The sequence below is a fragment of the Thioflexithrix psekupsensis genome, assembly GCF_002149925.1.
Taxonomy (GTDB): domain Bacteria; phylum Pseudomonadota; class Gammaproteobacteria; order Beggiatoales; family Beggiatoaceae; genus Thioflexithrix; species Thioflexithrix psekupsensis.
Map to the genome: position 1 here is coordinate 26,972 of NZ_MSLT01000002.1, position 15,680 is coordinate 42,651.

Sequence of the window (15,680 nt, forward strand, 5' to 3'; positions counted from 1 at the left end):
AGAATGGATAAACAGGAATTTGTTTTACGGCGACAAGAATTGATGAATATCGTCGGCGACGGCGGTATTGCGTTACTGCCCTCCGCACCCGAAGCAATACGCAATAGAGATGTACATTATCCCTATCGTCCCGACAGTGATTTTTATTACCTCACCGGATTTCCAGAGCCTGAAGCCTTAATGGTGTTGATTCCCGGCCGCGCTCAGGGCGAGTTTTTATTGTTTTGCCGTGAGCGTAATCCAGAACAGGAAACGTGGCACGGACGGCGGGCAGGTTTGGAAGGTGCGTGTGACAAATATGGCGCAGATGATGCGTTTCCGATTACAGATATTGATGATATTGTACCGGGGTTAATGGAAAGTCGTCGCCGTGTCTATTACCCCATGGGCTGTTATCCTGAGTTTGATACCCATGTGATGGCGTGGATGAACCAGTTACGCCAAGCGGCGCGGCGCGGTGTGAATCCGCCTGAAGAGGTGATCGCCTTAGATCATGTTTTACACGAAATGCGTTTATTCAAAAGTAAAGCGGAAATCACAGCCATGCGTCAAGCGGCAGCGATTGCGATCAGTGGGCATTTGCGGGCGATGCGTTGTTGCCGTCCGAATGGCAACGAAGCTGATGTAGAAGCGGAATTATTATATGAATTTGCCCGTTTGGGCAGTAAATCCACCGCATATCCTTCCATTATTGGCGGCGGAGCAAATGGTTGTATTTTGCATTATACCGAGAATAATGCGCGATTAAATGCAGGCGATTTATTATTAATTGATGCAGGCGCAGAATTTGATTATTATGCCTCAGATATTACAAGAACTTTTCCTGTTAATGGCACGTTTAATTCTGCGCAAAAAGAAGTGTATGAATGGGTATTAGCGGCACAATTGGCTGCTATTGAGCAAGTGCGGCCTGATCGCCATTGGAATGACCCGCATGATGCCGCAGTTCGGGTATTAAGTGAGGGTTTATTGGCCATGGGCATATTGCAAGGAAATATAGAAACGGTGATTAAAGAAGAACAGTATAAACGCTTTTATATGCACCGTACTGGACATTGGTTAGGCATGGATGTACATGATGTGGGTGATTATAAAATTGATGAACAATGGCGATTATTAGAAGCGGGAATGGTATTAACGGTGGAGCCGGGGCTTTACATTCCAGCGGGCAGTCGCGGGGTTGATCCGAAATATTGGAATATTGGGATTCGGATTGAAGATGATGTATTAGTCACGGCACAGGGTCACGAAGTTTTAACGGCGGCTATGCCAAAAACCATTGATGCCATTGAAGCGGTGATGGCGACGGGACAATCATAAAGTATGACTTGTATTTTAGGAATTGATCCCGGATCGCGGGTGACAGGATTTGGTGTGATCGAATGGGTGCGCCAAAAAGCGTATTTTCGAGAATGTGGCTGTATTCGATTAACCGCAGAGGCGTTGCCTGAACGTTTACAAGAAATTTTCTTAGGAATTACGGAAGTGATTACACGTCAAGCACCAGATGTATTAGCGATTGAGCAGGTTTTCATGTCGCACAACGCTAATTCTGCGTTAAAATTGGGTCAAGCGCGGGGAGTGGCGATTGTTGCGGGCGTTTTACGTGGTTTGTCGATAGCCGAATACGATCCGACGCAGATTAAACAAGCCATCACCGGACAAGGTCATGCCGATAAAACACAAGTGCAGCACATGATTAAAGTGCTACTCAATTTATCCGATACGCCACAAGCCGACGCGGCCGACGCATTAGCGGTTGCGCTGTGTCACGCCCATACGACACGGTACACACAACGTTTACAAGGGATTCGTTTTAATTTAAAATAAAGTGAAAATTTATTTTTAACAAGGGCTTGCGTCGCCAAAAAAATGTGTAACAATATAAGTAACAACGTCTCACAATTCTAACACAATATAAAAATAAAAAATCTCCACCTAAAAAATATAAATAGCTCTACACGCATGGAGTGATTTATCAGGAGTTGTTATGGCCGTTGTTCACTTAAAAATCCCCGCGCAACTGTACCAACGTTACAGTCATCTGGCTTATTCCCGTGCTTTAGAACCTGCGCATTTTATGTGTCAAGTTTTGGCTGATCATTTGGCGCGTCGTCCGTCGTGCGCTATCAGAGGGCAAGGGTCGCGTTCCCGTCCGCTTACAACCCCGATGACTCGTTTTACTTTGTCAACCACCATGTTTGAATGTTACGCTGACATGGCGTATCAGTATGGTGTTACACCAAATGATTTAATTTTAAACGTGTTAAATCAACAGCTTACACAGCAAATATCAACATTAAGTTCAGCCTGCGATCACCGTACTTGTGCAGTACGCTGTCAAAGTCAGGGAAAAAGTGAGCGTAGAATGGGAGAGGTGGCTTGTTTGTTGTAGTCTTGTCTGAAAGTTTACAGGCAATAACCTGCAAGGCGTTCCTGCGGAATTGGATTGTAATTCGGTTGTGGGAGTGCCTTTTGGGGATAACGTATTTGGCAGGGAGATGACGGTAGGAAGTGGAAATCGTGATTCTGACAGATTTTTCATTCCAATTTATGCCGTGTTTTTCTGTCAGATGAATAATTGCATATTGGTCATCTTTACCTTCTACAATTAAACAATCAGCACCGTTTTTAGCAGAACTCATCCGCGCACCTCAATATGATGACGTGTGGCGATTTCCAATTCTTCAGTGGAATAACATACGGTTTTGGATTCAGTCACATCAACACGGTGGAGAGCAACCGAAGCGGAAATAAAAGGCTGTTCTTGATGTAATCCCGCCAAAGCATAGACACAATCCCAACTGTGGGTAGTGGCAAATACCTGTATATTGAAGAGGTTAGCTGTTTGAATCACAAAACGCCACATGTCTTCCATTGCGCTGTAATGCAAACCAGTGTCTATTTCATCTACCAATAAAATACCATTTTCCGAATTAACCAAAGCAATGGCAATTCCCAATAAGCGACGCATTCCATCTCCCATGCTTCCTAATGGGACTCTATTGGCATTTTGCAATTTAACGATAATTCCATTTGAAAATCGCCCTGTTGTTGTAGTGAATGCAATTCGCTCAATAGTAGGTGAAATAGAACGTAAAGCCTCATAAACTTTTTCTTCTTTTGGCGTAAATAAAATCGAATCCCACAATTTATTAAGTTCACGCGAATCTATATCTCTTGTCCCTAAAAACAGAGTCGGTATGGAATGATTTGCAGAAGCGCGCAACAGTCCATTCAATAAAGATTTATCTGAAGAAAGTGGAATGTACATTTTCCGTTCTAATTCACTACTTTCTAATAGAAGAGCCAACAGTTCTTCTGATTTGTCAAAATTGAACAAATCTTGAGTAAATTCTGCTGGAACAATATGAAATTGTAATAAGCGTTTTTTATTTTTCCATTGACCTGATATTTCAAACTGCAAATTTTCTTCTAATCGATGTCCATTAAATAAATGACGAATTCCAAAACTGACTTGCGCCAATTGTTCCTCAGTTGCTACATCGCTATTTTCTTGTCTGCGTTCAAGAATTTTTAAAAGTGCATTTCCATTAGAAGACAATAATTCTATTGCTTCAAGAATAGAAGTTTTTCCTGCATTGTTTTTACCAACAAATAAATTGACGGGCTTTAGATTTTTGACATGCAGGTTATTAAAAGCACGAAAATTTTTAATGCCTATTGAATCATACATAATTAATTACTATGGTGAAGACAAGATTTATTACATTATATCACTATGTTTAACAGATTCAATAAAATCAAATTTAAAGCTAGATTTTGTGTAGCTATCGGTACATTGCCCACAGGTGTTCTGCTACTTACTTTCCCTCTCCGCCACGCCCCCGCACAGTCATCAATCTGTTGCGCTAAAGGGGCAACGTAGTTTAACCGTTCTTGACGCAAAACTATAAATGCAAGTAATGGCACAATTCACTACTTGGCTTTAGCAAAAATGATGAATTGCTACATAAAGTTATGTCTTTCAAAAATTATATTTTGCCCCTGTTGTAAATTTTTAGAAAACTGATAGTATTATTCCAATTGTATTTTAAATGTGTCCGTGCCTAAATATAATACAAATCACTGGTTTTTGCCGTAAAAAATTCTGTGGGGATCGTGTTCATGAAGGCGATAAAATATATTTTTGTGTACTTTCTTTTGTATTCTTTATTTTCAACAGCGATGGCATTAGACAATTCTTGTGATGCCAATCAGTGTGACTATTCTGTGCCGCTGAATAAAGCTGGGTTTTATGTGGTAGCGGTGCAACTGCCTGAATGTGAAAAAGAAGGGATGTGGGGTTTTTCGGTAAATACATCCAGTGGTAAAAACTCAGGTGGTTTTAACGCAGGAACAGTGTTGGAGGGAAAGGGCGCATTACCAGGATTTTTAGCCTTTTATTTATCCTCTCCCGAAGCCGTACAAGTCGAAGTCATTGAATATCCATCTTCACCTAGACAATTAAAATTTTCTCTTTCAGATAATAATCGTAAGTTAATCCAAGAAAAATGGATGAATTCAAATGAGAAAATAAGCACCCAATTATTAAATCCAGGATTTTATATTGCTTCCGTTGAGACCCGTTCAGATTCGCCGCGCACTCGGTTTGGTATTTCGGTCACTGGAAATAATTTTTCAGGCGGTGTGAATGTGGGTGGATTGATTGATTCTAAAACGGGTGGCAACGGTGAAGGTTTTGGTGGTTTATATGTAGGCGCAGCACAAACAGTTAATTTTAAATTATTATACGGCAATAATTACAGTAACGTAGGTTCTGGCAGACCAAATTTAACGTTTAATTATCAAAATCCTAACGGCACAAGAGAACTCTATTGGACAGCTCCTCATAATAAAACTTGTCCTGCTTCCACAACACCCGTCACACCTCCTCCGATTTCAAATAATTCTCCACCTCATTTTGCTGGAATTCAAAATGTCACCCTGCAACCGCCTTCGTCTGCACGTCTCACTTGGAATCCTGCAACTTCAGCCAGCACGCCAAATAATGTTGGGTATCAAGTACATCTTTCTCAAACATCCAATTTTATCCCCAGTAGCAGTACGTTAGTTGAACAATTAAGCCACGGCAGTACAGATTATACGTTGCGGAATTTACAAGTTGAAACTAATTACAATGCGCTGGTTGTTGCAATAGATGGTAATGGTTTGGTCAGTGCTGATTATAATTACAAAACAATTTATCTCCCCAAACCAACAACGCCAACTCCTTCTGAACCTATAACGGGTACACCAGAAAGTGCTTGTACAAAACCCCAATTTGCTAAACAAGCTAATCTCACACCTAATACTGAAATTTTATCCAATACCGTGAGTTATTGCGGGGTCGAGACACCTGTTAGTTTAACGGGTGGTTTGGCTTCTATGGTGATTAATGGGCAAGATGTGGGAAATCGTACCACATTGCGCAGTGGTGATACTTTAGCCATTAAAACCACTTCCCCCGCAGCAGGAATGTCATCTAATTTGACCGTGACCTTGGGGCAGCAAAATATTGTTTGGAGTTTGAGCAGCGCGGCAATTGCACAACCAGCTGCTGTTTCTGGCACGATGGCAGGTTCTACACCTATAGAATGCGGAGTCAGTGAGGCAGGACAAGCACAATGTACTTTACCCATTTCCGCACCATTAGGCAGTAGCGGTATGACACCTAAGTTGTCTCTAAGTTACGGACAAGGGGGCAATGGTTTGGTGGGTTTAGGTTGGACAATGGGTGGCTTATCTGCTATTTCGCGCTGTGCGGCCACTTTAGATCAAGAAAGAAGTATGACAGGTACGGCATTTAGTGCGCCTGTAGATTTTAGTGATAATGACCGCTTTTGTTTAGATGGCGAACGTTTAATGGCTGATCCCAATCTTTACGGAAAAGATGGGGCAGAATATCGCACGGAACAAGAAAGTTTTCAAAAGGTTGTTTCTTATGGTCAAGTGGGAAATGCGCCTGAGAAGTTTTTGATAAAAACCAAAGATGGTTTGACGATGGAATATGGCTACACGCTAGATTCTCGGATTGAAGCGCAAGGTAGAACTGATGTTTTGGTGTGGGCTTTAAATAAGGTGACGGATAGTGTAGGAAATTACTACACTTTGTCATATCAGGAAAATAACGCCAATGGGGAATATTACCCATTACAAATTGATTATACAGGTAATGTTGCAGCAGGCTTGGTGCCTTATGCTTCTGTGCGTTTTGAATATGAAGCCCGTCCTGATGTCGTGCCAACTTACGTGGCTGGCTCGCTGTTAAAAACCACGCAACGCTTACGAAAAATTGAAACTCGTGTGGGTAACGATATTTATCGAGCTTATCGCTTGAGTTATGAGCAAAGCAGTAGCACGCAACAATCTCGCTTGGTTCAAGTGCAAGAATGTGGCATGGATGGAAAGTGTTTTGAGCCGACGGTTTTTGGGTGGTTAGAAGGCGGCAGTAATACTAATAATTTTACTGAACCCTCAATGTTGTTGCCTAAATTTGGTTCAAATGAGGGTTGGTCAAATGAAAACGCTGCTCCACGACACTTAATAGACGTAAATGGGGATGGAATTGTTGACATTGTGGGATTTGCCAGCAATGGAGTTCGCGTCTCGCTTGGAACAGGAACGGGTTTTACAGAACCAGAGCTTTGGCTTGATTGGTTTGCAGGTGGCAGTGGGTGGTCAAATGAAAATATGGCACCAAGAAGACTAGCAGATGTAAACAGTGATGGCTTGCCTGATATTGTTGGCTTCGCAAGTGATGGAGTACATGTTGCTCTAGGGACAGGTACAGGTTTTACTAAACCAGCACATTGGCTCAAAGAGTTTAGAGGCTTGGACGGTTGGTTCGATGAAAATAAAGTACCACGACACTTGGCAGACGTAAATGGGGATGGTTTGCCTGATATTATTGGTTTTGCCATGAATGGAGTACATGTTTCTCTTGGAACTGGGACAGGTTTTACCAAATCAGAGCATTGGCTCAATTGGTTTGCTGGAAACAGTGGCTGGTCAAATGAAAACATGGCACCGAGAAAATTAACGGACGTAAATGGCGATGGTATTATTGATATTGTTGGTTTTGCAAGTGATGGAGTACATGTTGCTATTGGGACGGGTACAGGCTTTACTAAACCAGAACATTGGCTCAAAGAATTTTCAGGCTTGAGTGGATGGTTGGATGAAAACAAGGTACCGCGACACTTGGCAGACGTAAATGGGGATGGTTTGCCTGATATTATTGGTTTTGCTATGAATGGAGTACATGTTTCTCTTGGAACTGGGACAGGTTTTACCAAATCAGAGCATTGGCTCAATTGGTTTGCTGGAAACAGTGGCTGGTCAAATGAAAACATGGCACCAAGAAAATTGGCAGATGTAAATGGTGATGGCTTGCTTGATATTGTTGGTTTTGCCAGCGACGGAGTACATGTTGCTCTTGGGACAGGGACAGGTTTTACCGAATCAGAACATTGGCTTAAAAAGTTTGGGGGTTTGGATGGCTGGTTAGATGAAAGCAAAGTGCCTCGACACTTAGCAGATGTGAATGGTGATGGTTTGCTTGATATTGTTGGTTTTGCCAGTACGGGTGTGTCTGTGTCCTTTTCAGAAAAGAAAAAAGGTCAACTCATTAGCCACATCACCACAGGCAACAACCAAAAAACCACATTCACCTATACCAAAATTATGTGAGATATAAAAACAAATTAAGTTTTAATATCTAGCTAGATATTAGGTATAAGATACTGTTTAATTTTATTAAACTTAAACACTTTACCTGACAAAAAGGTCTCAAACATACTAGTGACTTCTTTAAAGCTTGATAGACGATGAAAATTCTTTCTGACCCAATTCTTACCTTGAAGCCAAATATCCTCGACTGGATTTTGCTCTGGGGCATTGGGCGCAAATCTTAATAAACGAACTTTCCATTCTGATTCTGGAAGTCCCCCATTTAATTTCTCTAAATAAGTTCTTAAACCTTCAGAACGATGATAACTTGCACCATCCCAAATAATCACATGACGGGCTTCTTTATATCTGTAAATGAGCCAGTTAATAAAGTCTATCGTATATTTTGTATCAGCTTTCTTTGCCCTATCTAAAATAAATTCTCCCGTATAAATATTCACCGCTCCATACCACGTTTGAGAAGTGCGATAATTACTCATCTTTATTGACGTTCTTTCTCCTTTTTTCGACCAAACATAACCACAAATATCTCCCCACAACTGATGGCTTTCGTCTTGCATCCAGTACATTACCTCTCCACTTTCTATCTGTTCACGCTCCTTATCTATTAAATCCTTAATCTCTTTTTTTTTAGCTTCTACTTTTACCTCATCTTTTGCCGAATTCTCTTTGTGTGTCTTCTTATAACTTAAATTCGCTTCTTCTAATAATTTAGTATAAGAAGTATTTGAAGAATAGAAAACATCATACTCCTCTTTTAAGTATCTCTTTAGTTCCTCTATTGTTATTGTCTTCTTTTCTTGTATCCAATTAATCACATCTTCTCGTTCACGCGGCTTTAAATACCCTGGCGAGCCTTTATACGCTAACTTTAATCCTTCCACCCCTGACGCTAAATAAATGGCTTTCCATTTATCCACAAATTGCACACTGACACAACACGCTAAAGCCGCTTCCGCACGCACAAAACCAAGCAAAGACATTCTTACTGCCATCGCTCGCTTCACTTCTCTCGCTTCACCTGTTGACATTAACTCTTCTAAATCTTCATATCTCTTGTTCATTATTCTCTCCTATTTGAAAAGTATTATTATACGACTCTGAAAAAATTGGTATATAAACCCTTAACAGACTCCAGTGTTTACAAAAAAGGCAGTGGGGCTGTTTATCCTGAAATGGATTTTATGGGGGCATTTTACGTTGTATCCTCTATTTCAAGTGATAACGGTATCGGTGGGCAACGGGCTTTAGACTATTTTTACGAAGGCGCAAAAGTGCATTTACAAGGTCGTGGCTTTCGTGGCCTTAGCAAAACCACCATCACAGACCGCGAAACGGGATTACAAAATATTACGTTTTATGACCGTGATTATCGTTATCTCAGCACCAAAGTAAAACGCACTGAAACCCGTTTGTCAGATGGACGCTTGTTGTCTGAAACCGATAATCAAAGCGAATTAATTGTACAAGGTTATGGCGTACATTTTTCACGTATTAAGAAAAGCATTAGTCGTGAATATGAACTAGACGGCAGTTTAACCCAATCGACCGTTACAGAAAATTTCTATGACAATTACGGCAATCCCACCCAAATTAAAATCAGTCACTATCAGGGTGCAGAAACAGGTACGCCGCAATACACCGAAGCAACGGATAATATTTATGAAAATGATGTTGTCAATTGGTACTTAGGTCGTTTAAAACGTACTCAAGTCACTAAAAATGCAGCAGGACAAGGTGTAGTTACTCGCGCTTCTGCATGGGAATATAGCCCGACAACAGGACTGCTCACTAAAGAAGTCATTGAACCTGAACATGCACTGTGTTTGGAAAAAAGCTATCAATATGATGCACTTGGAAATATTACCCAAAGCCATACTAAACCTTGCAACGAACAAAGTGTTCGTACTCAACGCACGGAATATGATACACAAGGGCGTTTTGCGCTTCGCAGTATCAATGCACTGAATCAATCTGAAACCAGACAATACGATGGTTTTGGCAATTTGCTTGCCCTCACTGGACCCAATCAACTGACCACGCGCTGGACGTATGATGGTTTTGGACGCACCCTGTTAGAACTCCGAGCCGATGGCACATGGACACAGCAAGCCTATCTAAAACATGATGAAAGTAGCCCTTGTTCATCTCACAGCAGTTATTACGTGCAAAGCCAAGCCGCAGGTGGCAATGTCAGTTACCAGTGTTTTGATAAACTCGACAGAGAAATACGTCAAGCCACATTCGGCTTTAATGGACAATTGATTTTTGTTGACACTGAATACAATGCTCGCTCTGAAGTGGCGCGTAAATCAATTCCTTATTTTTCTACTGATACTCCGCAATGGACAGTGTATGAATACGACACAATAAGTCGTCCTGTTAAAGAAATCGCTCCTGATGGCAGTATTAATACAGTGGCTTATCAAGGTTTAACCACTGTCACCACCAATCCATTGGGACAAAAAAATACAGAAATTCGAGATGTGCGCGGCAATGTAGTGCAAACCATTGATCATTTAGGCAATTCGGTGAATACCTTATTTGATGGTAATGGTAATGCTATCCAAGTGAGTGCAACGCGCAACGGCGCGGAATTAATGAGTCCAACGGTAATTGAATATGATAAGTTGGGCTACAAAATTCGCATGAGCGAACCCAATACAGGCATCACTCGTTACGAATACAACGCATTGGGAGAATTAATCCGTTAAACTGATGCCAATGGTCAAACGGTTAGTAATGAATACGACACCTTAGGACGTTTGGTTAAACGCAGTACACCAGAAGGCGTTACCACTTGGACTTATGACACCACAGCGCGGGGTATCGGAAAATTAGCCGAAGTGGTAGGCACAGATGGTTATAAAGAAACCATACGTTATGATATTTTTGGTCGTGCCAGTGAAACAATAACCACGATTGGCAATCAAAAATTTGTCACAACGACTCAATTTGACCAATACAGTCGTGCGGCGGGAATGGTTTATCCGACAGGTTTTGCTGTTCATCATATTTATAACCAATACGGCTATTTAAGTGAAGTCCGCGAAGCCACGACAAATCGGATTTATTGGAAAGCGGAGATAAGTAATGCGCGTGGTCAATTGGAAAAAGCAACATTAGGCAATGGTTTAGAAACACGCAAAACTTATAATAATTTAACGGGTTTAATTAAAACCATTTACACGGGAACACCAGCCAGTGCGAATTCAGTACAAAACTTAGGTTTTGAATTTGATGCGTTAGGTAATTTAACCGAACGTCGCAAAGGTAACTTATTTGAAACTTTTAATTATGATGGGCTTAATCGTTTGGTTAAAAGCTCATTAAGTAATGGGCAAACGATTAGTTTAACTTATGATAGTTTAGGTAATATTACTTCAAAATCAGATGTTGGCGCGTATTTATATGGCAGTGGTCGTCCTCATGCCGTGACACAAGCAGGAGGTATGAATTATGAATATGATGCAGTGGGAAATCGTATCAGTGCCAGCAATGGGGAGCAGATTAAATACACTTCGTTTAACAAACCCAGCGAAATTGTCAAAGGTACAAGTCGTTTAACCTTCCAATATGCCCCTGATTATTCGCGTTATCGTCAAACTGTGCTTGAGAATGGTCAAACAAAAGAGATTTTATATCTTGGTTTGTATGAGCAAGAAACCAGTAACGGGGTAACGCAAGGCAAGCATACTATTGTCGCAGGTGGACAAAGCATTGCCGTTCATTTGACCAGTACCCAAAACGCTCCCAAATTGCGTTATTTACATCAAGACCATTTGGGTTCAGTGGATGTCATGACCGATGAAATGGGTCAAGTGGTGGAAAGTTTAAGTTTTGATGCGTGGGGACGGCATCGCAATGCGGTAGATTGGAGTGCATTAAGTGAAGCGGAAATTTCGGAATTAATTAAAAGCCTAGAATGGCGACGTGGTTTTACCGATCATGAGCATTTAAATGCAGTGGAATTAATCCACATGAATGGTCGAATTTACGATCCGATTATTGGGCGTTTTTTAAGTGCGGATCCGTTTGTACAATCCCCAAATAATTTACAGAGTCTGAATCGTTACAGTTATGTTTTGAATAATCCGCTGTCTTATACCGATCCGAGTGGTTATTTTTCTCTGAAAAAACTTGGTAAATCAATAGAAAAATTTGTCAAGCAAAACTGGAAATCTATTGTTTCGATTGGTGTTGGAATTGTCGTTGGCGCATTGACGGCAGGGATTGGTACTGCAATTGGTTTGGGTGCTTTGGGTGGTGCGATTTTATCGGGGGCTGGATTTGGTTTTGCCTCGTCGTTTACAGGTTCAATGTTAAGCGGGCGAAGTTTTGGCGATTCGCTGGTTGCAGGACTCAAGGGCGGTGTTGTCGGCGGAATAACGGCAGGACTCACTTTTGGGGTTGGACATGTCTTTTTTGAGGGCGTGAGTAACTCCCTGTTGCAATTTGGTCTTAAAACAGTGGCGCATGGTATGGTTCAAGGCGTTTCGACGATGGCGCAAGGCGGGCGTTTTGAACATGGCTTTTTAGCAGGCATGATGGGTAAAGTTGGCGGACATTTCGGTTTAGTTGGTTCAGTCGTCGCAGCAGGCACTGCCGCAGAAATTAGCGGAGGTAAATTTGTTAATGGGGCAGTGAGTGGGGCGTTTGTTTATTTGTTTAATGATGCGGTAAGTGAAGTGTGGCGTTTGACAGGAAATTTTCTTACTGGTACTGGACATAAACGAGAGTTTTTTGAAGAAGATTCACCTTTAACGAGAGACTTGATGCAAGCACCAAAGGTAAATGCTGCTAGAGGATATTTTTATAAAAAAAATTATCTAAATAATGGTCAACTAGAGTCAGTCACGGATTATGGTGGTGGCTTTGGTCCTATTGAATTTTTTGAAGCTACTTATCCATTTAAGCTATTTAACCTAACGAGACATTTTGTTGGTTCATATAACGTGCAGATTGTGCCTGTAGAGGACAAACTTCAATTTACAGTGACCAATGTTACTAGCTTAGAATCTTTACTTTATCACTTGCCTGGGGTTAAATCTCGTGAAAGTGGGTGGTTTGGAAGCATTACTCAAGTCTATACTTGGGAAGAGTCAATTGATAAGTCACGATTGGGGAGAATTAAGTAATAAAAAACCTTTTCGCTCGCTCCCAACCGCCTTTGCGTGGGAGCGTGGTGGGACGGGTGGAGGCACACCATGATGCTCGTTTTAATACGAACTTTACCGCGCCAAAACCCCTCCACCCTACCTATCAACAACAAACCCAGCCCCTCACCACCCCAACATCTCCTCCGCATGGGCCAAGGTTTGCGCGGTGATGTCGATTCCGCCGAGCATTCGGGCGATTTCTTCTACTCGTTGGGTGGGGGTTAAGGTTTGGATACAAGTATGGGTTTGTTGTTCGGTCATGATTTTGCGCACTTGCAAATGACTGTCGCCTTGACAGGCCACTTGGGGTAAATGAGTGATACATAATACTTGTCGTTGTCTTCCCAATTGCCGCAGCAATTTGCCCACAATCTCCGCCACGCCTCCGCCAATGCCCACATCCACCTCGTCGAAAATTAACGTCGGTACGCCGCTGCGCTGCGCGGTCATCACTTGAATTGCTAAACTAATTCTGGATAATTCCCCACCCGAAGCCACTTTATGCAACGGTTTAGGGCTTTGTCCAGGGTTGGCACTGACCAAAAACTCCACCCGATCCCAACCCGACACGCTAGGAATACTTTGATTTAACGGCTCCACTTCAATACGCAACTGTCCCCCCGGCATTCCCAATTGGCTCATGGTTTCTGTAATCTGTTGCGCTAAAGGGACGGCATGGTTTAACCGCTCTTGACGCAAAGCCTCGGCCGCTTTTTGATAGCGAATTAAAGCCGCTTGTTGTTGTTGTTCTAATTCGGCGGCGCGTTGCTCATAATGTTCTAATTCTTTTAACTGCTCACTTAGGCGCGTAAAATAATCAGGCAATTCCATCATATTAACCCGATGCTTACGCGCTAAATCTTGTAAATCAGATAATTTTTCTTCTAAAATACTTAAACGATTTGGATCAAGGTCTACATGATGCGAATAATGGCGCAATTCACTGGTTAAATCATCGGCTTGAATGAGTAAACTGTCTAATTGTTGTTTTAACTGATTTAAACGCGGATCAAAATGACACACTTCAGCCAATTCTCGATTGGCTTGATTTAAAGTAGTTATAATCGACGTGCCATCTTCGGCATCTAAATAAGATAAAACCCGCTGCACATTGTCTAATAAACGTTGCGAATTGGCGCATAATTTATGTTCTTCAGAAAGTTCTTTTAATGCCGTATCGGTTAATTCAAATTGTTCTAATTCCTGCACTTGATAACGCAATAACGCCAAACGCGCATCCCGATCTCGGGCTTCGCCGCCTAAAGTGGTTAAGGCTTGATTTAATTCGCGCCATTCCTGATACATTCGCGTCACTTGCGCCCGACAATTGGGATCAGTCGCCATGGCATCTAAAATATCGCGTTGCACGTCTAATTTTAATAAAGATTGATGCGCATGTTGTCCGTGAATATCGACCAATTGCTCACCTAATTCTTTCAAGGTTTGCAAGGAAACAGGGCGATCATTAAGATAACAGCGCGAACGCCCTTTAGCGGTAATGACTCGACGAATCACACAATCGTCTTCTTCTGCTTCTTCCAAAGTCAAATCGCGTTCGCGTAACCAATTGATCATCGATTCGCTTAAACGAAACACGGCCGACACTTGCGCCTGTTCACAGCCCTGTCGCACAACACCACTGTCTGCGCGTGCGCCTAAAACCACACTTAATGCGTCGATTAAAATAGATTTACCTGCGCCCGTTTCTCCCGTAATCACGGTTAAACCTTGCGTCAAATGTAAAGTTTGACGTTCGACAATGGCGATATTTTCGATTTGCAAACGGTGCAACATGATTAAACCGCTTTCCCCCAATCTAATTTAGCCCTTAATGTCGCATAATGATCATGTCCTTGGGGGTGAATGAGGCGAATATGTTGCCGTTTTTCTACCACAATGCGATCACCGGGAATCACTTGTTGTACTAATACACCATCACAACTCAATTGCGCTTGTCCCGCTTGATACGGATCAATGGTGACAGTAATGCAACTGTCGCCATCAACCACAATCGGACGATTACTTAATGTATGCGGACAAATCGAAACTAAAACTAACGCATTAAGCGACGGATGAATAATCGGACCACCACCCGATAACGCATAAGCCGTTGATCCCGTAGGCGTGGCAATCACTAAACCATCGGAACGTTGGCGATTGACTAAATGACCATTAATCGTCGTTTCAAACGCCAACATGTGCGCCATATTCCAACGGTGAATCACCATATCATTGAGCGCGTTAGAATGCGCAATACATTGCCCATCACGGTACACTTCGGCATAAATCAAAAAACGATCTTCTTCTAAAAAAGCCCCACCTAAAATTTCATCTAAATAACTTTCCATTTGCGTGGGACAAATATCAGTGAGAAAACCCAAACGGCCTAAATTAATCCCCAACAACGCCACATCATACTTAGCCAAAAGCCGCGCCGCTTGCAACAAGGTCCCGTCTCCTCCGATGACAATAATCAATTCGCATTGCGTGCCGAGAGCTTCCGTATTTGCGGCGATACGCAAGGATTTTTCTAATAAAAGACGAGAACTCGGCGCATCAATCACAATATCCAGATTTTGCTGCTGCAAATAGCGCACAAGCGATTGTAAAGTGTCTTTGACACGCGGGTCGCCACGTTTAGCGATTAAGCCAATACTGTTGAACATAGTTGTGTTATCTTCGTGTTATCTTAAATTCGGTGTGATGGGGTGTGATGTGGTATGATTCAGACTCAATCAGACCTTCAAAAGCCGTTATTTTACTCTCTATACGGTTTTTCGCCTAACCGCGAATCCATAGTAACAAGGTTTTAGCAGAATGTAATGGTTT

General features: G+C 42.0%; 9 protein-coding genes and 1 pseudogene. 6 read left to right on the plus strand and 4 right to left on the minus strand.

Features of this window, described 5'->3' with window-relative positions; translation table 11 throughout:
* Window positions 1-3 precede the first annotated feature (3 nt).
* The 3 genes from pepP (at window position 4) to TPSD3_RS01115 (ending at window position 2,395) form a co-directional block, all read left to right on the plus strand.
* Window positions 4-1,320, plus strand: coding sequence for a Xaa-Pro aminopeptidase (gene pepP, locus TPSD3_RS01105; protein WP_086486759.1), 1,317 nt, complete (start codon window positions 4-6; stop codon window positions 1,318-1,320).
* A 3-nt stretch (window positions 1,321-1,323) separates the two neighbouring features.
* A complete protein-coding gene (gene ruvC, locus TPSD3_RS01110; protein WP_086486760.1) occupies window positions 1,324-1,830 on the plus strand; it encodes a crossover junction endodeoxyribonuclease RuvC in 507 nt (168 codons plus the stop codon).
* Between the two features lie 160 nt (window positions 1,831-1,990).
* The gene (locus TPSD3_RS01115; RefSeq protein ID WP_086486761.1) at window positions 1,991-2,395 is read left to right on the plus strand and encodes a hypothetical protein; all 405 of its coding nucleotides are present in this window, start codon (window positions 1,991-1,993) and stop codon (window positions 2,393-2,395) included.
* Window positions 2,396-2,641: 246 nt separating this feature from the next.
* Here TPSD3_RS01115 and TPSD3_RS01120 read toward each other — a convergent pair whose 3' ends face one another.
* Window positions 2,642-3,697 carry an AAA family ATPase gene (locus TPSD3_RS01120; RefSeq protein WP_086486762.1) on the minus strand — a complete coding sequence of 352 codons (1,056 nt, stop codon included), beginning with the start codon at window positions 3,695-3,697 and terminating at the stop codon, window positions 2,642-2,644.
* A 431-nt stretch (window positions 3,698-4,128) separates the two neighbouring features.
* Here TPSD3_RS01120 and TPSD3_RS01125 point away from each other — a divergent pair, with 431 nt between their 5' ends.
* Window positions 4,129-7,692 carry an FG-GAP-like repeat-containing protein gene (locus tag TPSD3_RS01125; protein WP_086486763.1) on the plus strand — a complete coding sequence of 1,188 codons (3,564 nt, stop codon included), beginning with the start codon at window positions 4,129-4,131 and terminating at the stop codon, window positions 7,690-7,692.
* 32 nt (window positions 7,693-7,724) lie between these two features.
* Here the strand turns inward: TPSD3_RS01125 and TPSD3_RS01130 are convergent, their stop codons facing one another.
* Window positions 7,725-8,756 (minus strand): IS630 family transposase, encoded by a 1,032-nt coding sequence (locus TPSD3_RS01130; protein ID WP_086486662.1) that lies wholly within the window; start codon window positions 8,754-8,756, stop codon window positions 7,725-7,727.
* A 45-nt stretch (window positions 8,757-8,801) separates the two neighbouring features.
* Here TPSD3_RS01130 and TPSD3_RS01135 point away from each other — a divergent pair, with 45 nt between their 5' ends.
* Both TPSD3_RS01135 and TPSD3_RS18210 read left to right on the plus strand, forming a co-directional pair.
* Window positions 8,802-10,406 carry an RHS repeat domain-containing protein gene (locus TPSD3_RS01135; RefSeq protein WP_086486764.1) on the plus strand — a complete coding sequence of 535 codons (1,605 nt, stop codon included), beginning with the start codon at window positions 8,802-8,804 and terminating at the stop codon, window positions 10,404-10,406.
* A gap of 27 nt (window positions 10,407-10,433) precedes the next feature.
* Window positions 10,434-12,830 (plus strand): annotated as a pseudogene (locus tag TPSD3_RS18210) (RHS repeat-associated core domain-containing protein); the annotation flags it as partial.
* 144 nt (window positions 12,831-12,974) lie between these two features.
* Here the strand turns inward: TPSD3_RS18210 and recN are convergent.
* Together recN and TPSD3_RS01150 are read right to left on the minus strand one after the other, a co-directional pair.
* Window positions 12,975-14,645 carry a DNA repair protein RecN gene (gene recN, locus TPSD3_RS01145; protein ID WP_086486766.1) on the minus strand — a complete coding sequence of 557 codons (1,671 nt, stop codon included), beginning with the start codon at window positions 14,643-14,645 and terminating at the stop codon, window positions 12,975-12,977.
* Window positions 14,646-14,647: 2 nt separating this feature from the next.
* The gene (locus TPSD3_RS01150) at window positions 14,648-15,517 is read right to left on the minus strand and encodes an NAD(+) kinase (protein ID WP_086486767.1); all 870 of its coding nucleotides are present in this window, start codon (window positions 15,515-15,517) and stop codon (window positions 14,648-14,650) included.
* Window positions 15,518-15,680: the final 163 nt, after the last annotated feature.